This is a genomic window from Thermofilum sp. (genome assembly GCA_038741495.1).
Taxonomy (GTDB): domain Archaea; phylum Thermoproteota; class Thermoprotei; order Thermofilales; family Thermofilaceae; genus Thermofilum.
The window spans coordinates 292,424-316,065 of the sequence record JAVYKX010000002.1; the positions used below are offsets into that span (position 1 = coordinate 292,424).

The window sequence follows — 23,642 nt, forward strand, 5'->3', positions numbered from 1 at the left end:
AGCTTTCCCCTAGCTAGCCAGCTACTCTGGTTAAAAACTCTTCCGCGAGCGCTGCAGCGTTCAGCTTGAGCCCGTACTTTCTCGCGAAGAAGGCGGCGAGGTTCTCCACGTCCCTCTTAAGGAGGGTGAGAGCCTGAGGGTGGGACGAAGAGACCCACTGGGGCCAGTCGATGAGCACTACTTTCTCCCCCTCCACCACGAGAACGTTGTACTCGCTGAGGTCGCCGTGAACCACGCCGGCGCGGTACGCTTTCTCCACTTCCGCTAGCGCGCGCTCCAGAACGCTTCCAGGGTCCTCGAGCTCGGGCCCCTCCGAGAGCTCTACCCCCTCCACGTACCCCGTCACCACCACGTGGCGGTTCCAGTCGATAGGCTCGGGGACCGAGACGCCAGCCTTCCAGAGCAGCCGCAGAGCCTCGTACTCGCTCCTCGCCGCGAGCCTCGACTGGTAGAGCCAGGAGGTGTGCCGCTTACCAGCAGCGTAGAGCCTAACCTTCTTCACGCTGCGGAAGCTCGTCCGCCCAACCCTGTGCACCTTCACCGCAACCAGCCTCCCACCCGGCGTGAGGCCGAGGTAAACCTCCGACTCCTTCCCCTCCCCCACGGGGCTCTGGCTGATAGCCTCCAGCACCCCCCGCTTCGCGAGCACGCGGAAGGCGAGGCAGTCGTACCCCCGGCTAGTCAGCACGTAGCCCGTGTACGCGGCTTTCACCCGCTGCACCAGCCCCAGCGCGTGCAGCCTCCTCATCCTCCTCTCGGCCAGCTCCCCGCCCACCCCCGCTAGCGACGCGATCAGCTCCAGCGAAACGTACTCGTGGTTGATCATCCCCCTCTCCACCGCTACCAGCAGCCTGTAGTCCACGTTGCTGAGCAAGCGCAGCGCTTCAACCGAGAACCTCGCGCTCACAACCGCGTCGGTAAGCGGCAATCACGGCAGGCTTAAAACCTTCATCCCGCCGCGCGGCTGGCGCGCCCGCCTCCCGCTCGAGAGCCGCGTAAAGCTCTTTTGCCGGTTCTGCAGGTACCTGGGCGAGGATGAGGTAGCTCGCGCCTGAGCGGTGATGAGGAACCTCGATTGCTGAACCTAGAGGAAGGCTGAGAGCCCCCTCCTCCTCAGCTCCAGCACCACCGCTCCGCCGACCGCGGGCAGGGAAACGTTGAACACCGGAGTCGAGCCGATAAAGTCCCTGTGAACCCTGCTCTCGTGCAGGTGCCCGTGGACCACAGCGTCCGGCTGAGCGCGCTCCACAACCTCCCTCATCCCCCGCGAGGACATCTCGGGCCAGAACCGCTCATCCTCCCCCTCCAGCGTCCTGCACCTCGGCGGGTAGTGCGTGAGCAGCACGACGACACCCTGGCCCGCGCTCTTCAGCAGAGCCTCCACGCGCTCCAGCCTCGCCCGGTACAGCTCCCTCACTCTCGGCACGTTCCTCTCCTGCCACCTCGTCGGCCTGTCGAGAGAGCCCGTCGTCCCCACAACCACGACCCTCCCCGACGGCAGGTCGAGCGGCAGTGCAGCGTCCTCCAGCCAGCGGAAGCCCGGGCACTCCTCCCTCATCTTCTCCCGAACCTCCTCGTAGTCCTCGTTCCCGAACACCGCCACCACCGGCACCCCCGGCGCGCGCCTCTCGAGAAGCTTCTCCACGCTGCTGCACACCCTCCACTCCCCCTTCTCCACCACATCCCCAGCGACGAGGACGAGCTCCACGCCCCCCACCTCCAGCTTTTGGAGAGACCGGTTCAGCAGCGGCAAGAAGCGCGGCGCGTGAACGTCGGCGAAAGCCAGAGCCCTCAACCCCGCCACCGGCAAGGAGGCGCTGGGCGCGCTTAAAAGGACAACCCAAGGGAAGGCTTCGTCAGAAACCTAAAAACAGAACGTCTAGAGACGATTTCTAATTAACCGAGCAACTTACCCATAAATACCCTCCAGCCTCCCGGAGACGCGACCCCGAAAAGGGGGCGTGAAACAGTATGAGTAGGAAATACACCCTATTAGCTGTAGCCCTAGTGGCCGCGCTGCTGGCACTCGCCAGCACCGCAGCTGCGCAGCCAACCAAGTTCCCCGCAGAGAGCGTGTACTTCAAGCTCGAAATGCCCGACGGCACGGCTTTCGCAAACCAGCCTGTCATCATCGTGGTGTTCAACGAGACAGGTAACTGCATTCTCGCGCACGCTATTGGAACTACCAACAAGACTGGCTACATATGGGCGGTCATTGACCAGCCGGGGGGAGTAATCCCCCAACCTCAGTACGGAACTTACAACATCTCAGTCTTCTGGCAGGCTTACGGCAGGACGTTCCTCGCTTACACTCTGAGGAACCAGCCCAACCTTAACTTCCTTAACTCCACTCTACCCATGAATCTCCTGTGGAACCTGACCTTCAAAGCGATAACGAACATTGGTGGCACTGATGTAAACTTATACTTCCAGGATCCCGAGTCTGGTAGGGAGGATATAGCGTACTTCGAAGTCTGGCTCTACAAGAAGGCTGGTGCCCCAGTGTTCGCCAGCGAAGGCAACAGGTATGCCATTTCGAAGAAGTGGTTCATCGCTCCCACGGTGGAGGTTGACATTAAGCCTACTCTCGGGCCTACGTGCTACCACATCGAGAAGGCTTGGAACGTGACGCTGTACAAGGAGGTAAGCTGGCTGATCAGCACCGGCCCCGGGAGCTACAACAAGATCCTCGTAGGCAGGGAGAACGTCACCCTGTACACAACCAACTACCTCAACCCCACAACATGGTACATTAACATCACGGAGCTCATCCCCGGTAAGCCGAAGACGAGTACGCAGATAACCGGCGACCCCTTGACGACCCACAAGTATACTGTTGTAGACCGCGCTTACACGTTCCTGGCGAGAGTCACGGTGCAGGACCCGTGCGGCAACACGCTGACAGGCTGGGAGTGGCCTCCGATCAACGTAGAGTTCTCTTCGCCAACTTTCGGCAAGGTCAGAGTAGGTAAAGTAAGCCCAGGGACGGGCGTAGCGCCAGAAGAGGGATACAACGGTTACTTCTGGCTGCCCAACATCTCCTTGTTCTACAACGAGAAGCTGACTATCGCCGCGGAGATTAACGGCATACAGGTCTTCAGCACCGCGTTCAACACCACTAGTATACCGTCGAGCCTGAGCGCGACGCTGCCAAACGGGCAGTCCTGGACGTACTTCACGGGCACCGTTAGCAATGGGGTTGCTGATATTGCGATCAGGGTTGGCGTGGTCCGCGCGCAGGTTAGAGTGAAGGATAGCGGTATCACGGCGGTTCAGCCTCTCGAGGGCGCGATCGTCATCATAGAGGCTCCGGGCTACGACCCGATCAACACCTACACTGATGGCGCTGGCTACGTGGCGCTGCCACCGTATGAGATCCTCGGCGGTGGCTCTGTTAAGGACGGCACGCCTATAATCGTGAGGAAGGGCAGCAGCCCCGGCTACCTGCCCGTGCCCTTCGACTTCATCATCAGCAACAGGACCTACACGTACACCTTCAAGGTGTTCTACGCGCTACCCGGCACCGAGTACTTCGTCGACGTGACGCCGGACAACAACAAGGTTGAGCTCATCCCCGCTCTCGGCCTGCCCGCCGACTGCACCCTGCAGAGCTTTGACTTGATTGCTAAGGTCTTCAACGTCAACATCCTCGTCTTAGACCTCTGCAACAGGCCGATCACCAGCCTCGACGACCGCAACGCTTCGCTCATCCTCACCTACACTCCGCCCGGCGGCGGGGTGACCGTCACCTTCAGCGCGGGCCTCGGCAGGAACGGCACAACTTTCCTCGGCAAGGTGCCTGGAGGCACCTTCACCGTTAAGCTGGCGTTCAAAGGCGTCTTGATGGACCCCGTTTCCGGCCCGAGCCCGCTGGTCGTCACAGGCAACATCGCTAACGTGAGCCAAGCCACCTACGTGTTCCCGGTCGGCGACATCGTCTTCCGCGTCACGCAGTGGGACGTTAAAGAGCCGCTCGTCAACATCAGCGCGACGCTGACCTACTATAAGGGCGACGCGCGGATGTATGTTGACGGCCCCAAGCTCACCGACTGCAGCGGGCTTGTCAGCTTCACTAAGGTGCCGATGATCGTCACCGGCAACACGAAAGTGATCCTCGAGCTCAGAACAACTAGTAGCACGCACTACATCAGACCGCAGGATGCTGGACTGCTCGTAGGCAAGTGGGATCTCACCTCCCTAATCGCCGGCATCAAGCCCGCCTGCTCCGTCGGCCCGATCGACGTGCCAGCCTGGATCTTCAGCTTCACGCTCGAAGCTGTAGACCACGCTGGCAACATCCTGAAGGAGCTGCCCACCAGTAACGGAACCGCGCCTGTGATCGTCGCGCTCAACGACACTGCCTACGGCACAGACTACAACGTGACTCTCCTCTGCGTCGGAGGACCTGGCTGCCTCTGCTGGCCCGAGATCCTTGTCGACTACCGGATCTTCAACGCGACCGGCTTCGCCGACAAGCCGTGGGGCAACGGGATCAGCGAAGCGAGGTTCAAGTTCACGAGCAGCCAGTTCATGAACAGCCACTACCCGCACCTCTTCATCGCCGGCGCTAACTACAGCTTCATCGTCTGGTACGGCGGCGTCATGGTCTACAACTACACGTTCACCATGCCCGCGCCCAGCGAAGCGCTCGACTACACTAAGGTGATCCCAGCCCAGGTCATCCTCTTCAACGAGACCGCGAAGACCACGAAGCTTGCTAAGACCGATAGCCTCGACTACACCTGGATCCTCGACAAGGATGGGAGGATCGAGCACCCGATCGTCAGGTTCTACAGCGCGCCCGCCTGGGCCGGCAGGTACAGCATCAAGGTGCAGCTCGTCACCTGGGTGATCAACCTTGACATCTACACCCTCAGCAAGGAGAATGCAGGCCTCATCCCAGGCCTCAACGTCACCCTCGTTAGGAGCGACGTCGTTTACTGGAAGACCCAGCTCAAGGGCGACATCTTCCTGAACGTGACGAGGTTCAGCGAGTACAGTAAGAGCGGCCCCGTCAGCATCGCCTGGAGCGCGGTCGACGGCAACGGCGACGGCGTCGTGACGATACCCGTAGCGGTCTGGGCGCCCACCAGCAGCGGCATCTCTGCAGTTAAGTTCGGCGCAAGCATAACCAACGTGTACGTGCTCGCCGGCAAGAAGTACGGCACCCCCGGCGTCCCCGACACGCCGTACCACAGCACTATTACCAACATCGGCACGCTTTACGGCTACCTCGTCGGACCCTACAACGTAACTCTGGACGGCATCTTCACTGATACGAGCCAGAGCCTCGACTGGTACAAGTTCTACACTGGGAAGTGGGTCGGCCCGTTCCGCGGGCCGAAGGCCTGGATCGGCGGGGCGTGGAACTTAACGCTGTGGAGCGGTGCAGCCAAGGTAGTCCCCACGGCGGCGATGGAGGGCTTCTGCGTCCTTGTGGGCGGCCCCGACCTCCGCGGCAAGACTGTCCCGATGGCTAACCAGCCCGTGACCGCCACCGCTATCGGCGTGACTCCTGGAGCTACTGCAGCGATAGCTACGGGTGCCACGGGAGCTGACGGCACAGCGCCCTTCTACCCCGACAAGGGCGCGACGGTGAGCACTCCGATCGGCGGCAAGCCCGTTTTCACGGGCAAGCTCGCGTTCCTCGGCATCACAGGCCTTAAGTATAGGCTGTCCACGAGGCTGAACTTCGACCCGATCCTCGCGCCCTACGGTTTGAAGACCGAGGACGTGATGGACCCCGACACGCTATCCAGAGTGGTCAGCTTCACTCTCGATAACAACATGCCTGGCGGCAAGTGCATCGAGCTCACGTGGAGCGGGATCCTCGTAACCGTGTTCGACTGGCAGGGCAAGCCGCTGCAGAACATGATGGTTGCTGCAGTGCTCAGGGAGCCCACGGCGAAGGCGCTGCCCAGCGTGATCGGCTTCACTGATGCTGACGGGCACGTGATCCTCTACGTGCCGCCCGGCGGGCAGAGGTACCAGCTGCTCGTCTACTGGCGTGACAGCTACCTGCTGAGGAAGAAGGGTGTCATACCGAGGGAGATCGTGATCTTCGACACCGTGACCGACTACGATACCCCGAGGCTCTACGCGCCCGGCAGCGGGACCACGCTCGAGACCTTCGTCTACGCTGCGCTCATCTACTTGAGGAACGCTGAGGGAGCCCCGCTATCCCCCGAGACGCTTGGGAAGATCACCGTGACTATCAAGTGGCCTGACCAGGTCATCACCGTGCACACACCTGAGAGCGACGGCAGAGTGCCCATCATCCTGAACAAGGCTACCGCGAAGAGCTGGCCGCTGGACGCCAGCGCTGCAAGGAGCCCCGAGACCGACCCGAAGGACATCAGCCAGGCACCGCACGGCGCCTACCTCGTGACTGTCGAGTACGCCGGCGTGGGTAAGATCGCGGAGCAGAGCATCACGATCATCAAGGGCAGGTTCGAGACACCGTTCCAGACCTTCGAGGTGCGCCTCGACATCCGCGACATCAAGATCAGCTTCTCGTCACCCTTCGGCACGCCGCTCGCCGGCGCGACCGTCGAGATAACTAAGCCCGGCGCCATCAAGGAGACGTACACACTCGGCCCCGACGGCGCTGTAACCCTGAGGGAGGTGCTGCCCGGCACCATCAGCTTCACTGTTAAGGACTGGAAGGGCATCCCCGTCGCTTTCAGCGGTAGTGCGGCTCGCGCTCCCGCGATCGCAGTCACCGTACCCAAGATCGGCAAGCTGACGGTTAAGGTCACTGGCGCCAGGGGCCAGGGCGTCGACGGAGCCACCGTGAACGTCGACAAGGTTGGCACCTTCACCACCGACGCTAGCGGCGTCGTCAGCCTCGAGCTGCCCAGCGGCAGCTACTCCGTAAAGGCGAGCAAGGGCGGCAGAGAGGCGAGCGCCACCGCGACGGTAGCTGACGGCAAGGAGACCATCACCGAGCTCAAGCTCGACATCTTCCTCACGATCGCCGGCTGGGAGATGAGCAGCGGCGAGTTCCTCGGACTGCTGCTGCTCCTCATCCTGCTCGTCCTCGTCATCTTCATCGTCGCCCACGAGTACGCCGCCTGGAGGCGCCGCCGCCTCGCTCGCGTCATCGCTCCTGCAGGAGAGCAGAAGTAAAGCGCGGCCGTAGGGCACGGTAAAAACCCTTTTTTACCTTTTCTCTTCTCTTCCTTTTGTGGTCGCTAGTTGCGAAAACGTGCTAGGTTTTCTACTCGGCTTTAGACCCCTACTTGCTCCTTCTCTCGAGCCTCTAGCGGCTGAAGAAGGGTTGCGCGTCTCTACTGGTGTGAGGAGTTTGGATGAGCTGCTTGAGGGTGGTGTGGAGGTGGGGAGTTTGACGGAGTTTATTGGGGAGTTTGGTGCTGGGAAGACTCAGCTCTGCCACCAGCTTGCGGTGATGGTCCAGCTCCCCAGGGAGAAGGGGGGCCTCTCCGCCAGGGCGCTCTACATCGACACCGAAGGCACCTTCCGGCCCGAGAGAATCATCCAGATCGCAAGGTACCGCAACCTCGACCCCGAAAAAACCCTCGAAAACATCCTCTACGCAAGAGCATACAACAGCGACCACTTGCTCCACCTTCTCGAGAAGAGCGCCGAAGCGATCGTCGGGGGGGATGTTGGGCTGCTGGTGCTAGACGAGGCGACAGGCCTTTTCAGAGCGGAGCTGGAAGCCAGCGAGAGGGTTGAAGCTTTCGCGAAGCTGGCCTCCCTGCTGGAGGTTGCTGCTAGAGCTGGAGCTGCTGTAGTGTTCACGAGGCATGTGGTCGCCGCCGACGAAGAGCTCCCAGCGGGCGGGGCAGCTGTGGATGGACTAGCTACAGTGAGCGTGAGGGTGGCGAGGCGAGGCGAGGTGAGAGAAGCTGAAGTGATCTCGAGCCCGTGGAGGAGGCGGGTAGCCTACTTCCTAGTGGGTGACAAGGGTGCTGTCGACGTCTAGGCTCCTCGGAAAGCTGGGGCGGGGCTTTCTCCTCGAGCTCGCCGGTGCTCCGGGCTCCGGCAGGAGGGAGGTCTTGTTCTCCATCCTGCGGAAGCTCCTCGAGGAGGGCTGCGGAGCTTATGTGGACCTCTCCGGGTCTGTGAAAAGAGCTCTAGTTTCCGGCAGGGTTGACCCCTCGGTGGAACCTTGGAGCAGGCTCAAGCTGCTCCGCGAAGCGGATCCCCCTGCTCTCATTTCTCTAGCTCTCTCGGGGAGCTGCAGGGTAATCGTGCTGGACAGCCTCCCCCGCTTTTTCTACTCTCTAAGAGCTGAGCGCGGGAGGAGGTGGGGCTGCACCGCTGCTGTGCTTTCCGCTCTCCTGGCGGCGGCTGAGAGAGGTACAGCAGCCCTGGTGGTGAACTACGCCTCGCGGGGAAGGAGCTTCGGCGAAGCCGCGTTCGCTCACTACTTCACGCACCGCACGCTCGTTGAAAGGAAGGCTGAGAAAGGCCTCTCAGTGAGGCTCATCTACCCGGCTGAAGAGTCCTGGCCCGCGTAGCACTTGTTCAACAGCTCCAGCATCTGGACCGGCTCCCGAGGAGCCTGCTAACGGTGCGAAGGTATCTGCCGAAGGTCGCCTAACTGGCGCGATCACCGTATAGTTAAACGAAAAATAATTAATTTCAGCTGTTTTTAGTAAGCATAATACCTATCCATCAACCGCGCCTGTAGCTGCAGCACACGCATACACCGCAAAACTAATTGTAGAACCTGTAATAGTCGTAGAGGTGGTGCAGCTGTCGCTTGAGGAGGTAAGGCTCCTCTGCAGGCGGGCTGAGGGCTTCTTGCGGAACGCCGAGCACCTTATTAGCGTCGGGGAGTGGGATCTTGCCGCCTTCAGCTTGCTCTCAAGTGCAAGCTGCTCCTGGAGGCGGGCTCCTGCCCGAGGGCGCGCTCCTTGAGGAGGTTGGTGAGGGAGTTGGGCAGGCTAGCTCCTGGGCCTCTCACGTTGTTGGAGGACGGGGTGAGCCTGCACTACGTGGCCAGGCTTGAGGAGGCTTACGTGGCAGCTAGGTACATGCCCTACAGCTACGAGGAGAGGGAGGTTAAGAGTCTCTACCGTTTCGTAGTCGAGAAGTTTAAGCCGCTGATGGAGAAGGTGGTATAGACGAGCCGGGTGCCCGAAGACGTCCTGCTACTAGCTAGGAGAGTTAAAGTGCTGGCTGCTACTAGCTAGGAGAGTTAAAGTGCTGGCGAGAACCTTCGACCCTGAGGCGAGGGTCTACGTCTTCGGTTCCGCGGCTCGAGGGGAACTGACCGCGGCGAGCGACATCGACGTGCTGGTTTTAACCGAGAGAGTGGACTTGAAGTACGAAATCATGGTCAAAGTCTACAGGGACGTTGAAGAGCCGGTGGAGCTCCACGTAGTCAACGAGAAGCAGCTGAGGGAATGGTACCGGAGGTTCATCCCACCGGAGGAGCTCGTGGAAGTTTAACGCAGGTCGGTGCGCCCGCCCTAAAGCGGCCAGCTCGCCCTAGCCGGTCTCTAGACCGCTGGTTGCGGAACCTGAAAGCCTCTTCGAGGGTGAGCGATAAATACCGCGGAGCCGGGTTTCGCCGGCGTGGAGCTCGATAGAAGGGTGAGCGTGCTGGACTTGTACAAGGTCTGGCCCCTGCTCCGCCGCCTGGAGGGAGAAAGGCTGGAGAGGATTTACTCCTGCGGAGAGGTTGTCGCCGCTACCACCAGGTCTGCCGTCTTCATTTTCAGCCCCCGCCGCGGTCCAGCCGTCCTCCGGGAAGGCGCGGAGCTACCGCCGGGGACTCAGCGCTTGAAGCAGCTCTCCCAGCTTGAGGGTAAGCGTGTGACCTCTGTCGAGCAGGTGAACGGAGACCGCGTGCTTTCGCTCCAGCTGGGCTCCTTCGAGCTCGTGCTGGAGTGGGTTAGAGACGGCAACGTGGTTCTCTTAGACTCCTCCGGTAGAATCGCCTACGCAATGAAGCATCAGAAGATGAGGGATAGATCCCTCGTGCGGGGCGAGCACTACAAGCCTCCGCCGAAGCCCGGCGACGCGTTCTCGGATCCCCCCAGCCAGCTTTTCAGCCTCTTCCGCTCCAGCGGCAGGAGGAGCGCAGTCACCGCAATGAGCCTTGCCGCATCTCTGCCGGCTGAAGTAGTCTACGAGGCTTTCTATCGGCGCGGTGTCGACCCGGGTTTGCGCGCAGACTCGGTTGACGAGAGCACTTTCAGGAGCCTCCTCTCCGAGGCCCGCGACATCTTCCTGGAAGGCCTCGCGGACTACACCGGAGGCTACTGGCGCCCGGGAGGCGGGGCGGAGATCTACGCTTTCCCCGCGAGGCACCGTAGCGCTGTGGAGAGGTTCGAGGGGTTTGCCGAGAAGCTGAGCGAGCTGATAGTCAAGCTGGCGGTGAGCGATGCAGCTCCCAGCGAGGCTGCACCCCCTGTGGATGAAGTCGAGGAAGCTCTCCGCGAAGCGGAGGAGGCGGCGAGGCTGCTGCAGGAGCATGCGTGGCGAGTGGACCAGGTACTGGAGAGGTACAGGGAGCTGAGAAGCGAGAAGCTAGCGTGGGCAGCGCTGGAGGAGAAGCTGAGAGCCGAGTTTCCGGAAGTGGTTTCCGTGGATCCCTCGAAAAACACCTTGACCTTGAGGCTCGGAGAGGCGGAGGTATCCGTCCTGGCGGCGGAGAGTGCGGCCGCTAACGCGGGGAGGTACTTCGAGAGGGTTAAAGCTTTGAGGAGGAGGCTTGAGGAGCTGAAGTCCGCTGCCCCCCGCGTGCGCCCCTCGGTGGTTATATCCCCTAGGCCGAAGCGCAGGGAAGCTTGGTACAGCCAGTTCCGCTTCTTCTGGACGAGCGGCGGTTTTCTCGTCGTCGCCGGCAGGACAGCTGGGCAGAACGAGCTGCTGGTGAGGAGGTACATGGACCCCAGCGATATCTTTCTCCACGCGGATATCCACGGCGCACCAGCGACAGTGATCAAGACTGGGGGGCGCCAGCCGAGCGAGCAGGATATCAGCGAGGCCGCTCAGTTCGCAGCCTGCTACTCCAGCGCGTGGAAAGCCGGGATGTACACCGTCGACGTGTTCTGGGTCCCGGGAGCTCAAGTATCCAAGTCCCCTCCCAGCGGCGAGTACCTGGGGAAAGGGAGCTTCATGGTGTACGGCAAGAGGAACTACGTCAAGGGCATCAAGCTCGAGCTCCTGGTGGGTTACAGCAGCTCGCTGGGCCTAGTGGCGCTCCCCGCGATCGCAGCTCCGCGCGAAGGCTGCTTCCTGAAGCTTGCTCCGGGTAGGCTATCCCGCGACCTAGCGGCGCGCAAGGTGGTGGAGTTCCTCAGAAGGGAGTGTGGCGCGAGGGGCTTCAGGGACGAAGATGTCCTGAGGCTTCTCCCTGAGGGGGGCTTTCACGTGGAGAGGTGGAGGCCGCTGTGAAGTACTACGAGCCAGTCCTAGAAGCTGAGAGTGTTTCAGGATTGCTGAGCACTCTCGCTGAAGCCGACCCACCGCCTCTCATCGTGAAGCTTGGCGAGCGGTATTACCCTCTGCACCAGCTGCTGCTGACTCTCGACGGGAAGTCTGCGAGAGGGGTGCGCGTGCTCTCCTCGAGCCCTGGCCTCCGCTCGGCGCTAAAGCTCCTCTCCCAGGGCCATTACCTGGTCGTGCGGAGTAGAGCTGTGACGCCGCGTTCGGTAATTCGCTACCTTCTCGAGGAGGAGTTTCTGGCTGACGAGGCCGTGCTGGAGAGAGTGACCAGGTACGCGGTTCCCTGCTTGAAGAGCAATGCCACGGTGAAGACCGTCGTCCGATTCCTCGAGGCTAGAGGGGCTGTGGCGGCCCCCCTCTGCTGGCAGTCGAGGATTAAGCGAGTAGTCACCATCGTGGATGCGCTCTCCTACGCGGTCTCCTCGGGTCTCTCGAGGAGGAGCCTTCTCCTGGACCGGAGCTCTGCTGCGCGCATAGGCGGATCCCGGCCGAGAGCACACTCGGAGCCGCTTCAACCTCTTCTCAACGGGCTCTACGCAGTCACTCCAACCGGTTTGCTTCTCGACGTCAGCTCGTTGAGGATGATGCTGGGTGAGCTGAGCGTTGAAGTATAGGCTGGTGATCGTCGACGGGATGCTCGGGAAGCTGGCACGGTGGCTTAGAATGCTAGGCGTACCAGCTCTCTACAAGGGGGTCTGGGGCGATGAGGAGCTGCTGGAGCTAGCGCAAGGGGAGGGGGTTTTGCTCTTGACGCGGGATAAGGAGCTCGCGCGCAAGGCAAGAAGCGCAGGCTTGAGCGCGCTCCTCTTACCCCAGGCGGAGGTCGAAGATCTTCTCGCAGTAGTCTTGCCGGCGCTCGGCAGGGAGCCTGTTTTCGACCAGAGGAGCGCGCTCTGCCCACTGTGCGGGTCGGCGCTGAGCCCTGCGGGCAGGGATGAGGTCGCGAGGAGGGTTCCCCAAAGGATTCTCGCCGTTTATAGCGAGTTCTACATGTGCACGAAGTGCGGACAAGTTTATTGGGCTGGATCGCACATGAGGCAGATCGAGGCCACTCTCGAGAGGGTGAGGCGGATTGCTTACGGGAAAATTGTCTGCTGAAGAAGGAGCGTTCCTCGTAAGGCTTGCAAGAAGGGCTGTAGAGACTTACCTGAAGAACGCGGTGATCATCGACCCTCCGCCCGAAACTCCTCCTAGTCTCATGCAGGAGAGCGGAGCGTTCGTGACAATCGAGGCTTTACGGCTGGACAGGTTCACTGGCAGAGTTAGGAGGGAGCTGAGGGGCTGCATCGGCTACCCTGAACCCCTGCTCCCCCTCGCCGAGGCGGTAATCAGGGCGGCGATAGCAGCCGCTACAGAGGATCCCAGGTTCCCTCCGCTCACCCCTCGCGAGCTCGACAACGTGATCTTCGAAGTGAGCGTGCTCACACCTCCTCAGCTGGTCCACTACCGGGAGCCCGCCGAGCTCCTCGAGAAAGTGAAAGTTGGCCGGGACGGGCTGATGGTCGAGCTCGGCGGAGCTCGGGGTCTCCTGCTGCCGCAGGTCCCCGTCGAGGAAGGGTGGAGTGTCGAGAAGTTTCTCAGCTACGCTTGCCTGAAGGCCGGGCTGCCGGAGGATGCTTGGAAGACTAGCCGCTTGAGGGTCTACACTTTCCAGGCCCAGATCTTCGTCGAAGCGACGCCGGGCGGCGACGTTGTTGAAAGAGTGCTGGAGCCTCTTCACGAGTGAATGCTTCGAGCAATAGCTTAATTACGGCGTTTCTCGCAGTAGAGCGTGGAAGGGCTCTAGTGGTGAAGCCGCGTTGGTGAAGGAGATAAGGCTCTACCTGTGCCGCGACGAGAAGTCGGGCGAGATGCTCGAAGCTTTCCGCAGGGAGCTGAACCTCCTGCCCCGGGAGAGCCGCCCGAAGCTCAAAGCGAAGGTACTCAAGCTTCGGAACCCTTCAGGGTTCGAGCAGTACGTGAGAGAGCTGGAGGAGCTTTTCGGCGGCCTTTACGTTGAGGAGTTCAAAAAGTACGGAATTCGCGCCGTGCCTGCTGTCGTAGTAGACGGCGAGAAGCTGTTTGAAGGAAAGTACCTCACCAGGGACGAGATCAGGTCCCTCCTGGGTCTTCAGCCCGCGCAACCCCAGCCTGCCCAGCCCCCTCCAGCATCTCGGCCACCGCAACCTGCAGCGCAGCCACCCGCGAAGCCCTTCGAGCTAACTCCAGTAGAGCTTGTTCCACCGGAGGAAGAGCAGCTTCCCGAACTGAAGCCCGAGCCGAGACCCACGCCGCCTATCCTCCAGCCTGCGAGAGCGACACCTGAGAGGGCTACTCCCGGAGAAGCGCGGAAAGTTGCGCCTCAGCCTCCCACCCGGGTAGAGCCGAGGAGAGAAGAGCTGCCTGAGGAACCGTTCGTCATAGAGCCAATCAAGGTTGAACCGGTAAAGGCTCCTCAGCCGGGCAAGCCTGCACAGCAGCAAGCAGCTCCGCCCCCCCTAGCCCCCGAGCCCAGGAGGGCTGCAGCCCCCCAGCAACCTCCCGCGCCGCGACCTGCCGCTGAAGCGCCGCAAGCTCCGGCGGCGAAGTTCTCTTGCTATACTTGCATCCACTTCAACCCCGAGCGTTCCCGCTGTAGGCTTCTCCACATACCTGTCCCCGACCCGAACTCACCGCCATGCGGTAGAGGTAGGCGCTAAGCGCTATCCTTATTTCCTACTTCCGTGCCTCCCCTAAGGGGAGAAGGTGGCTAGCGATCTCCCGTACAGCGTTCTAGTAGATTTCTACGAGAAGATCGAGGAGACCACTAGCAGGATAGCTATGACCGACTACCTTGTCGCGCTCTTCAAAAAGACTCCAACCGAAATGCTTGACAAGGTCATTTACCTCACGCAGGGGCAGCTGAGGCCTGACTTCGAGGGAGTTGAGCTGGGGGTAGCGGAGAAGCTGTGCCTCCGCGCGATCGCGAAAGCCGGAGGAATACCGCTCTCGACTGTTGAGGAGCTTTACAAGAAGCTTGGAGACGCCGGCCTCGTGGCTGAGACTCTGCTTTCGAAGCCGAAGCAGAGCGCAAGCCTCCTAGGCTTCCTGGGTGTTGAGGAGCAGCGAGCGGAGCTCACAGTATCTCAGGTCTACAACGCGCTGATGCGTATAGCCCTAGCGAGCGGAGAGGGTGCTCAGGAGGTCAAGGTGGGGACGCTTTCCTCCCTCTTATCGAGCGCGAAGCCGAAGGAAGCTAAGTATATCGTCAGGACGGTGACCGGCAAGCTAAGGCTCGGCATCGCCGACATGACGATCCTGGACGCCCTCGCGGTTGCTTTCACCGGCAGCAAAGCGGCGCGCGACGTGGTCGAGAAGGCTTACACGAAGCACCCAGACCTCGGCCACATTGCCCGTTTGCTAGCTGAGAAAGGGCTTGACGCTGTGAGAAACATCAAGGTTACCGTAGGCATACCAGTTTTACCCATGCTTGCCGAGAGGCTCGCGGACCCCAGAGAGATTCTCGCCAAGCTCGGCGGAACCTGCCTGGCGGAGTACAAGTACGACGGGGAGAGAGTCCAGGTTCACAAGAAAGGCGATAAGGTGCTTCTCTTCAGCAGAAGGCTCGAGAACATTACCCACCACTACCCGGATGTTGTCGAAAGCATGCAGAGGTTGAAGGCGGGCGAGTGCATCGTAGAGGGGGAGATCGTCGCCTACAGTCCTGATACCGGGGACCTCCTCCCCTTCCAGGAGCTCATGCACAGGAGGAGGAAGTACGACGTTGAAAGAGCTATGAAAGAGTACCCGGTAAAGGTCTACTTGTTCGACGCAATCTACGTCGACGGGGAGGAGCTGATCGATAGGCCTCTCTCCGAGAGAAGGAAGATCCTCGAGAGCATCGTGCCCGAGGGGGACGAGAACCTCCTTCTCTCGAAATCTAAGGTGGTCTCGGACCCTAGGGAGCTAGTCCTCTTCTTCGAAGAAGCCGTCAGCGATGGCTGCGAAGGTATCATGTGCAAGTCTCTCGCTCAGCAGAGCGTCTACCAGATGGGGGCTCGAGGCTGGCTCTGGATCAAGTTCAAGCGCGATTACCGCATGGAGATGACTGATACTGTCGACCTAGTCGTCGTGGGCGCTTTCCACGGCCGCGGTAAGAGAGCTGGCGCGTACGGCGCTCTCCTCATGGCGGCTTATGACCCCAAAAACGATGTCTTCAAGACTGTCTGCAAAGTTGGAAGCGGTTTCACCGACGAAGACTTAGCAAAGCTACCTAGCCTGCTTGAGCCCTACCGGATACCCCACAGGCACCCGAGAGTGTTCTCGAAAATGGACGCTGACGTCTGGTTTGTACCGGCCGTTGTTCTCGAGGTTATAGGAGCCGAGATCACTTTGAGCCCTCTTCACACATGCGCTTTGGGGGCCCTCGAGGAGGGAGCAGGCCTTGCAATTCGTTTTCCCAGGTTCACGGGCAGGTACAGGCTCGACAAAAAACCCGAGCAGGCGACGACAGAGGACGAGCTCGTGGAGATGTACAAAGCTCAGAGGAAAACTGCCCTACCAAGCTAGGTTCTCGCGAGCATCCTGTTCAGCGTCCACCGCAGCGTGCTCTTTATCTCCTCCGCAACTTTCCTATCACCGTAGTTCGTAATCACTATCCTCTTCAAGTTCCCGTTCTCTTCCTCGATCACGTAATCAAACCCCTCTTCAGGTCTCTTCTCCCCTCTGAGGATGAGATCCTCATCCCTCTTCTTGTACCCCTCGAGAACCTTCCTCACGAAGAAGCTCTCGAAGGGCGGCGTAGAGGCTGAGAAGCTTCTGAGGAAAGTGACCTCGATGCGTGTCGGGTAAACGTTAACTTTCGCCAGCTTCTCCCCGGTTGTCATAGCTGTAACTACCATCTCGCTGAGAGGTGCTTCCTGCCTCTGGGGCGGAGCTTCAGCCTGCCTAGGTGGTGCAGCCGGCTGTGCCTGCCGAGCGGCAAGCTCTGAAGCTCTTACGAAGCTCGCAGAAGACAGAGCGGCGTCAACAAGCTTCACAGTGGCCTCCAGCAGCTCTAGCTCCCTCTTCAGGTCCTCTATTCTACGCTCAAGGTACCTTTTCAGCTCTGCAAGCTTCTGAGCATCTTCGCCCACAGCCCCCGCCACTTGGTTTAATCGCGACGTAAAAATACTTTGGTTACGTCACGACGTTAAGGTGCCCGTTTTGAGGGGCTACCTCCGCTTCGCGGTAGCGGGAAACCTGAACCTCGACCTCTACTTCATCGTGGGCAGGATACCTCAGCCTGACGAAGCGGTGGAAGCCCAGCAGCACTTCTCTAGACCGGGTGGTGCTGCGTGCAACGTTTCCGCCGCGCTTGCGAAGCTGGGGGCTCGGGTGCGTCTCTTCGGCTTCGTGGGAAGCGATGAGGCCGGCAGGAGTGTTCTCGAAGGGCTTAGAGGCATGGGTGTAGACGTGAGTGGTGTTAAAGCCGTAGACAAACCCACGGGAACAGTGGTAGTCTTACTGGACAAGTTGGGCAGGCGAGCCATGGTAGCTCTGCGTGGAGCTAACTTAGAGCTGAAACCCGGATCCCTGAGTATCGAAGAGTTATCTGGCTTCGACCACCTCCACCTGAGCAGCACCAAGCCCGACTTCTCGGCTTGGGTTCTCAGCGAGGCGAAGAGGCTGGGCTTAACTACCAGCTACGACCCAGGGTTAACCGTCGCTGAGCAGGGGCTCGGGGCTTTACGGGGAGTGCTCGCTTCGACCGATGTTCTTTTCCTGAACGAGAGAGAGTTCACCGCGCTGGGCGGCGACCTGCTTGTAGAGCGTTTTGCCGGGTTGATTATCCTAAAAAGAGGGGAGAGGGGGTCCGAGGCGCCGCAAGCAGGTCTGCGCGCGGAAGCCTTCCGGGTCGAGGCCGTCGACACGACGGGAGCTGGGGACTCGTTCGATGCAGCTTTCCTGTTGTGCTGGAAGCTGGGGCTACCTCTCGAAGAGTGCCTACTTGTAGCCAACGCTGCAGGTGCCTTGAAAGCCACTCGAGTTGGGGCTTACTCCTCACCTACGCTGAGCGAGCTTCTCGCCTTCCTGAGGGAGCGCGGCTTAGGAGACCTGGCGCAGCGCCTAGAGACGAGGCATAAAGCAAATAATCAAGTGAGTGGTCTGCTTCAGGGCAGTGGGCGCACATGCTAGCTTCCGATAGTCAGTGCTCGCCGATCTGCCCCTTTAGGGCGTTCACCTGCTACAAGGAGGCTATAATCTACCGCAGACGTGGTGGTAGAGTCGAGGCTTTCTGCTCCTGGACCGGCGACGCCTGCATAGGCTTCAAGTGCCAGTTTGCAGGCTGCTCGAGGCACGCGCTCCTCCCGGACGGCACGTGCAGGCTTAAGGTGGAAGCGCTAGCGCCAGCTGCGAGCGAGGATGATGCCTCGATAGAGGAGGAGGCGAAGGTTCTGGAAAAACAGATCGAGAGCAAGATCCGGGACAAGATCAAGAAGTTCGGGTCACGAGCGAGAGATCTCTGGTAGAGTAGAGATCCTAGCAGGAGGTTGAGCTTTGTTTGAATTCGATGCTAGCTGCTGGTAGATGCTTCTGCAGCGGGAGAGCTGGGAGAAGACAGCTAGCCTGCGGCTAGGCAGCTGCGATGATTACTCCTACCTGCTCCGCAAGCGCTGGAACACGCTTTCTAGAGCTACCGCTAGGTGCCAGGAGCTGGTCTGCATGGTGGTTGTAAAGCTCTAGCATCCGGTACGGTATTTAACCCCCTGTTTTCAAAGGGGCTAGGGTGCTTAAGTCTTGAAGCTGCTGCTAATTCACGCTCAGAGTTTTGAGTACGAGGCAAGGCAGCGCGCGCTCCAGGAGGCAGACCCGCTCGACGGGAACAGGCACGGCGCCGCCGAGAACGTTCTAGTAGTTTTCGTGAGCGTGGAGCAGGGCGATTTGAGTGACAGCTCTACTGTCGAGAAGGCTGCGGGCGAGATTCTCGACGTCTTTAAGAGGGTTGGCGCCGGCAGCGTTGTCATCTACCCTTATGCTCACCTTTCAGATAAGCTTGCACCGCCGAGTGAGGCTAAACAGATCCTTCAGCGTTTAGAGGAGCTTGTTTCGAAGAGTGGAGTAAAGGTTTCCCGCGCGCCTTTCGGCTGGTACAAGCGCTTCAAGCTCGAGTGCTATGGACACCCTCTTGCAGAGCTGTCGAGAACGATAGTCCCGGGGGAGAAGCCCAAGCCAGGCTACCCCGACTACGCTGTTCTCCTTCCAGACGGGAGGCTGGTTCCCATCGAGGAGCTTGACGCGAAGGGGCTTCCCCAGGAGTTCTTGCAGCTGCTCGAAGCAGAGGTTTTCAAAGCTAAGCGGGAGGGGGGCGAGCCCCTCTACCTAGATTTCTGCAAGAAGTTCGGGTTCGAGTGGGAGCCCATGAGCGACCTCGGGCACATGCGCTACGGTCCCGAGGCGACGATCATGGTGGAGGCTGTAGCCGAATACGCGTGGCGGTGCGCGCAAAGCCTCGGTATACCTGTCTACAGAGTAAGAGGCACCAACACCTTCAACTTAGACTACAAGCCTGTGCGAACGCACGCGGAGCTTTTCGGAGATAGACTGTACCAGATGGAGGTTGACGGGAAGGATCTGATCCTCCGCTACGCGGCCTGCCACCAGCAGTTTGCCATGGTGAAGGACTGGAGCATTAGCTACCGGAACCTACCTTTCGGTGTGCTGGAGCTAGCTGATAGCTACAGGCTCGAGCAGCCAGGGGAGCTTCTTCTCTGTTTCAGGCTGAGAAAGTTCCTAATGCCCGACCTGCATATTTTCTGCCGTGACTTGGAAGAGGCTAAGCGAGTCTCGCTCAGAGTTCACGAGAAGATATACGAGGAGATACGTAAACTAGGTAGGGACTACGTTTCGATATACAACTTGACCAGGAGTTTCCTCGAAAGGGAGAGGGAGTTTCTGGGGGAGCTGGTTCGTAGGGAGGGGAAGCCTGTACTGCTGCACTTCGTTCCCGAGGGAAAGTACTACTGGGTTCTCAACATCGAGTATAACATTATCGACGAGCTGGGTCGGCCCAGAGAGATAGGGACTTTCCAGATAGACGTGGGTAACGCGGAGAGGTTCGGCATACTCTACACTGACGAGGACAACCAGGAGAAGCACCCGGTCATCATCCACACGGCGATACTGGGGTCTGTGGAGCGGTACATTTTCGCCGTGTTCGACACAGCGGCTCGGGAGGTGCGCGCTGGTAGGCAGCCTCGCTTGCCCCTGTGGCTGGCACCGGTTCAGGTGAGGCTCATACCTTACTCTGGCGAGTTTCTGTCGCACGCTGAGCGCGTTGCAGATGAACTTGAGAAGGTTGGCGTGCGAGTAGACATCGACGACAGGGAGGAGAGCGTGGCGAAAAGAGTTCGGGAAGCCGAGACCAGGTGGATCCCCTACATAGTCGTAATCGGCAAAAAGGAGGTTGAAAGCGGCAAGCTGAGCATCAGAGTCAGGGGGGCTGGACAACAGGAGATGACGCTAGAGGAGCTTAAAGCCGCTTTAGCTAAGGAGCTTGAGGGGTATCCTAGAGTAAGCTGCTCCCTACCTAGGAGAGTCAGCCTGAGGCCCAAGTACAGGTAGTGCGCACGTACAACTTTTTTATTTCAGCAGAGCTTTACCGCGGAGCATGGCTACGCTAAGGCTGTCGCTAGCCGAGCTGCTATACAGGCGCGAGTTTCTCAAGCTCGAGCTCGAAGCAAAGTTGCCGGAGGAGAGCGCCACGCGTGCGCGCAACGACTATCACGCTAGAAAGCCGCCAAGGCCCTGCGGGTTTACGGTTCACTCCGTTCTAGGCTGTACTTTCGCCTGCAACTACTGCTACCTGCCGGACATGGGGATCAGTTTCTCGTCAGCTAGCCCCTATGGGCTTAGGGGTGAAGAAATCACATACGCGCTGCTGTCTAACAGCTACTTTTTACCGGGTAGGCTCGGATCCCTGATCGCAGTTGGGAGCGTAGGTGAGCCCTTTGTCGACGAGAGAGGGTCGAGGAAGACTCTAGAGTACCTGGCAGCGTTCTCGAAGTACTTGGGGAACCCCGTTCAGTTCTCGACCAAGGCGTTGCTGAGCGAGGAGCACGTGAGAGCGCTAGCAGCCATGAAACTGCCGCTCAGCCCGCTCGTCACCGTCATTTCTCTTCAGAACCATAAGGTTCTCGAGCCACACGCGCCCAGCCCCGAGGAGAGATTTCTCACCATCAAGAGGCTCAGGCAGAGCGGCCTCAAGCCGATTCTCTTCCTGCGCCCCCTGATACCCGGAGTGAACCTGGACGACGTGGAGGATATCATCGTCGAGGCTAAAAATAGCGGAGCTGTAGGCGTTGTTGTCGGAGGTTTTCGAGCCACGGCCACAAACCTGACGCGGCTCAAAAAGCTGGGAGTCAACCTGAGTGAGGTGGAGGCTAGGATAAAGAAGCCCCCGCAGAGGGGTGAGCAGGTTCCTCTCTCGATGGAGGATCTAAAGAGAAAAGTCCTAAACGTCGCTAGGGAGAAGGGGCTGGTGCCCTTCTTAAGCGCTTGCTGCGCTAACAATTTCACAGCATACCTCCGCGACTCGCTTAGAGCTCCTTGCCCCGGCCTCGACTTCATCGAGGGGAAATTCTGCACCGAGTGCCCTGTTGGCTGCCCCCGTCAAAAGACGGAAGTCGATCCTGAAGAAGTTAAAAGCGTAGTTAAGCGGTTCACGGGAGGCGGAGAGCTGGAGGTAACTGTCGACGATAGGTACATAGTCCTGAGCCGCTTGATGAAGCGTAAACTGAAACCCGTGCACAAGCACTTGCTGGAGGTGGGCTACAGGAGGAGGGTGCTGTTCCGGTGAAGAACCCCATGAGAAACTTTTTCGCAAGAGTTTTGTGGGATTCCCAGCTGAGAAAGGAGCTAGTAGTGGTTCGCTTCATTTCTCGAGGGTCGCCCAAAGGGTATGAAGAGTTCAGAGGAAGCGATGTGGTCAGCGTGGGGAGGGACGGCCTGCTGATCGCGTCGGGTTCTCAAGAGAAGTATATACCTTTCCACAGAATTCTCGAGATAAGATACGGGGAAAGAGAAGGTAAGATAGTTTTCAGCCGAGAGCTGTGCCTCTACGATTTTACAATCTAATGCCTCTCTTTGCCATGTAGACCATTAGATCCACGAGGCGGCAGGAGTAGCCCCACTCGTTATCGTACCAGGCCAGTACCTTAACCATGTTGCCTTTACCTCCCACGACGTCGCTGGCTTCAGCGTCGTAAATAGCTGAGTGTGGGTTTCCGATGATGTCGGAGCTCACAATCGGCTCCTCAGTGTACTCTAGGATGCCTTTGAGATCCGTCTCGGCAGCCCTCTTGAAGGCGGCGTTCATTTCATCCTTCGTAATCTCCCTTTTGAGCAGAGCAACGAAGTCGACCAGAGATCCGTCCGCTACCGGCACTCTGATGGCCAGCGCTGACAGCTTCCCGGTGAGCTCGGGGTAAACCTCGAAAATCGCCTGCGCAGCCCCCGTGGAAGTTGGAATTATGTTCACAGCTGCGGCTCTCGCTCTCCTCAAGTCCTTGTGAACCAGGTCGAGAATCCTCTGGTCGTTAGTGTACGCGTGAACAGTGGTCATCATGCCCTCCACTATGCCGAAGTTTTCGTGCAGCACCTTCACTACAGGGGCGAAGGCGTTCGTGGTGCAGGAAGCGTTAGAAACTATGTGGTGCTTCGCCGGGTCGTACTTCTCGTGGTTAACCCCCATCACTATTGTGATGTCCGGTTTCTTAGCAGGAGCGGAGATCACGACTTTTCTCGCTCCCGCGGATAGGTGCTTTGATGCGCTCTCGCGGTCAGTATACCTGCCGGTAGACTCGAGAACTATGTCCACGTCTAGCTTCGACCAGGGGAGTTGAGAGGGGTCGGCCGCGCTCAGAACGGTCATCTCCCAGTTCTCCACAACGAGGGCGTTGTCCTTCACGGATACTCTTCCATTGAACCTGCCGAAAACCGAGTCGTACTTAAAGAGGTGTGCGAGAGTCTTAGCATCCGTCAAGTCGTTTACAGCTACAACCTCGAAGTTTCTGACGAACTCCTCGTTCCTCAGTGCAGCCTTCAAGAAGTTCCTTCCGATTCTACCAAACCCGTTGATAGCGACTCTGACGGTCATCTTTACCGATTAAGTCTTTCTGCACTGGCTTAAAAGGAGCTGTTAAATCTTCACAGTATTACGATACTGCACCCTTTCACGGGCTCTCTGGTGCCGTAAAGGCGGGTGGAGCCTGCAGCTTCACAAGGTTGTGCGAGAGGTGCCTGGGCCTTTCACACTACAGGTGCCCGAGAACTCAAATCGCTTCACAGCAGGAAGTTTGCCCGGAGGCGGGGGCTCCGACCTGCACGAGCTCCTCACGCGAGCGGACCTTCCGAGCTTCTTCATAGCCCCACACACTCGCGTAAGAGTGGAATATACCTCTTTCTCGCTGATCGACAATGAGTCAAGACTTTTATAGCAGTTGTCTAACTACCTTGAGGTATGGGGCAGAAGGCCGACATTCTCTCGGATCCCGCTCTACGGGAAATCGCCGCGAAGATAGCTGGGGAGATCATAGTTTCCGAGAACCCCGGCTTGGAGATGAGGAAGTGGAGGGAGAGGTTTAACCTAACACAGGTCGAGGTTGCAGCCCTGATGGGTGTTTCCGCGTCCGTAATAAGCGATTACGAGAGCGGGAGGCGAAAATCTCCCGGTGCGAAGTTCGTCACACGCTTCGTGAAGAGCCTTATTCTCAGAGATATCGAGAAGGGTGGGGTGATCCTTACGGGTCTTCGTAGAATCCTGCTCGGTTCAGAGCACCTCAGAGAGGCTGTACTCGAGATGAGGGAGTTTACCATACCGATACCTCTAGCCCGCTTCTGCGAGTACATTTCAGCAGACCTCATCACCGGCACCGCTTACATGTCAGCCCCCCTAATTGGTTACACTGTAGTCGACAGCATCAAGCTGGTGCTGGACGTTCCATCCTACGATTACGTGAAGCTTTACGGTGCTACGACGCAGCGCGCAGCGATATTCACACGTGTGTCTTACGGCCGCAGCCCTATGGTGGCGATAAAGTCGATGCAGGCTGGGATGGGGGGCCTCAGGCCAGCTCTCGTAGTTCTCCACGGAGTGAAAAAAGTTGACGAGCTCGGCGTCGAGATCGCTCGGCGTGAGGGGATTCCGCTCGCTGTTTCTCGCATAGAGACGGTCGAGGATTTACTCGAAAGGTTAAGGTCCATTAAGTGAAGAATCC

General features: G+C 59.2%; 22 protein-coding genes. 18 read left to right on the forward strand and 4 right to left on the reverse strand.

The features are described 5' to 3' along the window. Positions 1–13: 13 nt before the first annotated feature. Positions 14–928, reverse strand: coding sequence for an RIO1 family regulatory kinase/ATPase (locus QXU72_06325; GenBank protein ID MEM0494855.1), 915 nt, complete (start codon positions 926–928; stop codon positions 14–16). A gap of 156 nt (positions 929–1,084) precedes the next feature. Next, positions 1,085–1,804, reverse strand: a complete 720-nt coding sequence (locus QXU72_06330; GenBank protein ID MEM0494856.1) for a metallophosphoesterase — start codon at positions 1,802–1,804, stop codon at positions 1,085–1,087. Positions 1,805–1,971: 167 nt separating this feature from the next. On the opposite strand from QXU72_06330, the gene QXU72_06335 reads away from it, so the two are divergent. The 11 genes from QXU72_06335 (at position 1,972) to QXU72_06385 (ending at position 15,954) form a co-directional block, all read left to right on the forward strand. Continuing rightward, positions 1,972–7,128, forward strand: coding sequence for a carboxypeptidase-like regulatory domain-containing protein (locus tag QXU72_06335; protein MEM0494857.1), 5,157 nt, complete (start codon positions 1,972–1,974; stop codon positions 7,126–7,128). A 58-nt stretch (positions 7,129–7,186) separates the two neighbouring features. After that, positions 7,187–7,948: an AAA family ATPase gene (locus tag QXU72_06340; protein ID MEM0494858.1), complete on the forward strand. Its 762-nt coding sequence runs from the start codon at positions 7,187–7,189 to the stop codon at positions 7,946–7,948. Further along, positions 7,932–8,486 carry a hypothetical protein gene (locus QXU72_06345; GenBank protein ID MEM0494859.1) on the forward strand — a complete coding sequence of 185 codons (555 nt, stop codon included), beginning with the start codon at positions 7,932–7,934 and terminating at the stop codon, positions 8,484–8,486. Before QXU72_06340 ends, QXU72_06345 begins: the two co-directional genes overlap by 17 nt. A 399-nt stretch (positions 8,487–8,885) precedes the next feature. Continuing rightward, positions 8,886–9,095: a hypothetical protein gene (locus QXU72_06350; GenBank protein ID MEM0494860.1), complete on the forward strand. Its 210-nt coding sequence runs from the start codon at positions 8,886–8,888 to the stop codon at positions 9,093–9,095. Between the two features lie 79 nt (positions 9,096–9,174). After that, positions 9,175–9,423, forward strand: a complete 249-nt coding sequence (locus tag QXU72_06355) for a nucleotidyltransferase domain-containing protein (GenBank protein MEM0494861.1) — start codon at positions 9,175–9,177, stop codon at positions 9,421–9,423. A gap of 126 nt (positions 9,424–9,549) precedes the next feature. Then, positions 9,550–11,376, forward strand: a complete 1,827-nt coding sequence (gene rqcH / locus QXU72_06360; protein ID MEM0494862.1) for a ribosome rescue protein RqcH — start codon at positions 9,550–9,552, stop codon at positions 11,374–11,376. Further along, positions 11,373–12,041 (forward strand): hypothetical protein, encoded by a 669-nt coding sequence (locus QXU72_06365; protein ID MEM0494863.1) that lies wholly within the window; start codon positions 11,373–11,375, stop codon positions 12,039–12,041. Before rqcH ends, QXU72_06365 begins: the two co-directional genes overlap by 4 nt. Beyond that, positions 12,031–12,525, forward strand: coding sequence for a Mut7-C RNAse domain-containing protein (locus QXU72_06370; GenBank protein MEM0494864.1), 495 nt, complete (start codon positions 12,031–12,033; stop codon positions 12,523–12,525). The genes QXU72_06365 and QXU72_06370 overlap by 11 nt, the downstream gene beginning before the upstream one ends. Further along, on the forward strand, positions 12,500–13,153 hold the full coding sequence (locus QXU72_06375; GenBank protein MEM0494865.1) for a TIGR00296 family protein: 654 nt from the start codon (positions 12,500–12,502) through the stop codon (positions 13,151–13,153). Before QXU72_06370 ends, QXU72_06375 begins: the two co-directional genes overlap by 26 nt. A gap of 76 nt (positions 13,154–13,229) precedes the next feature. Beyond that, the gene (locus tag QXU72_06380; protein ID MEM0494866.1) at positions 13,230–14,105 is read left to right on the forward strand and encodes a thioredoxin family protein; all 876 of its coding nucleotides are present in this window, start codon (positions 13,230–13,232) and stop codon (positions 14,103–14,105) included. Between the two features lie 46 nt (positions 14,106–14,151). Next, positions 14,152–15,954 carry an ATP-dependent DNA ligase gene (locus tag QXU72_06385; GenBank protein ID MEM0494867.1) on the forward strand — a complete coding sequence of 601 codons (1,803 nt, stop codon included), beginning with the start codon at positions 14,152–14,154 and terminating at the stop codon, positions 15,952–15,954. Here the strand turns inward: QXU72_06385 and QXU72_06390 are convergent. Continuing rightward, a complete protein-coding gene (locus QXU72_06390; GenBank protein MEM0494868.1) occupies positions 15,951–16,520 on the reverse strand; it encodes a hypothetical protein in 570 nt (189 codons plus the stop codon). The genes QXU72_06385 and QXU72_06390 overlap by 4 nt on opposite strands. 61 nt (positions 16,521–16,581) lie before the next feature. On the opposite strand from QXU72_06390, the gene QXU72_06395 reads away from it, so the two are divergent. The 6 genes from QXU72_06395 to QXU72_06420 are packed head-to-tail and all read left to right on the forward strand — an operon-like array spanning position 16,582 to position 21,501. After that, a complete protein-coding gene (locus QXU72_06395; GenBank protein ID MEM0494869.1) occupies positions 16,582–17,562 on the forward strand; it encodes a carbohydrate kinase family protein in 981 nt (326 codons plus the stop codon). Continuing rightward, the gene (locus tag QXU72_06400; protein ID MEM0494870.1) at positions 17,556–17,897 is read left to right on the forward strand and encodes a hypothetical protein; all 342 of its coding nucleotides are present in this window, start codon (positions 17,556–17,558) and stop codon (positions 17,895–17,897) included. Before QXU72_06395 ends, QXU72_06400 begins: the two co-directional genes overlap by 7 nt. A 58-nt stretch (positions 17,898–17,955) precedes the next feature. Further along, positions 17,956–18,111, forward strand: a complete 156-nt coding sequence (locus QXU72_06405; protein ID MEM0494871.1) for a hypothetical protein — start codon at positions 17,956–17,958, stop codon at positions 18,109–18,111. A 54-nt stretch (positions 18,112–18,165) separates the two neighbouring features. After that, complete coding sequence (locus QXU72_06410; GenBank protein MEM0494872.1) at positions 18,166–19,989, forward strand: threonine--tRNA ligase; 1,824 nt, start codon at positions 18,166–18,168, stop codon at positions 19,987–19,989. Between the two features lie 46 nt (positions 19,990–20,035). After that, positions 20,036–21,223 (forward strand): radical SAM protein, encoded by a 1,188-nt coding sequence (locus QXU72_06415; protein ID MEM0494873.1) that lies wholly within the window; start codon positions 20,036–20,038, stop codon positions 21,221–21,223. After that, positions 21,220–21,501, forward strand: a complete 282-nt coding sequence (locus QXU72_06420) for an RNA repair domain-containing protein (GenBank protein MEM0494874.1) — start codon at positions 21,220–21,222, stop codon at positions 21,499–21,501. Before QXU72_06415 ends, QXU72_06420 begins: the two co-directional genes overlap by 4 nt. Here the strand turns inward: QXU72_06420 and gap are convergent. Next, a complete protein-coding gene (gap, locus tag QXU72_06425) occupies positions 21,491–22,522 on the reverse strand; it encodes a type I glyceraldehyde-3-phosphate dehydrogenase (protein ID MEM0494875.1) in 1,032 nt (343 codons plus the stop codon). The two genes, QXU72_06420 and gap, sit on opposite strands and share 11 nt — an antisense overlap. 363 nt (positions 22,523–22,885) lie before the next feature. On the opposite strand from gap, the gene QXU72_06430 reads away from it, so the two are divergent. Beyond that, complete coding sequence (locus tag QXU72_06430) at positions 22,886–23,635, forward strand: helix-turn-helix domain-containing protein (protein MEM0494876.1); 750 nt, start codon at positions 22,886–22,888, stop codon at positions 23,633–23,635. Positions 23,636–23,642 lie beyond the last annotated feature (7 nt).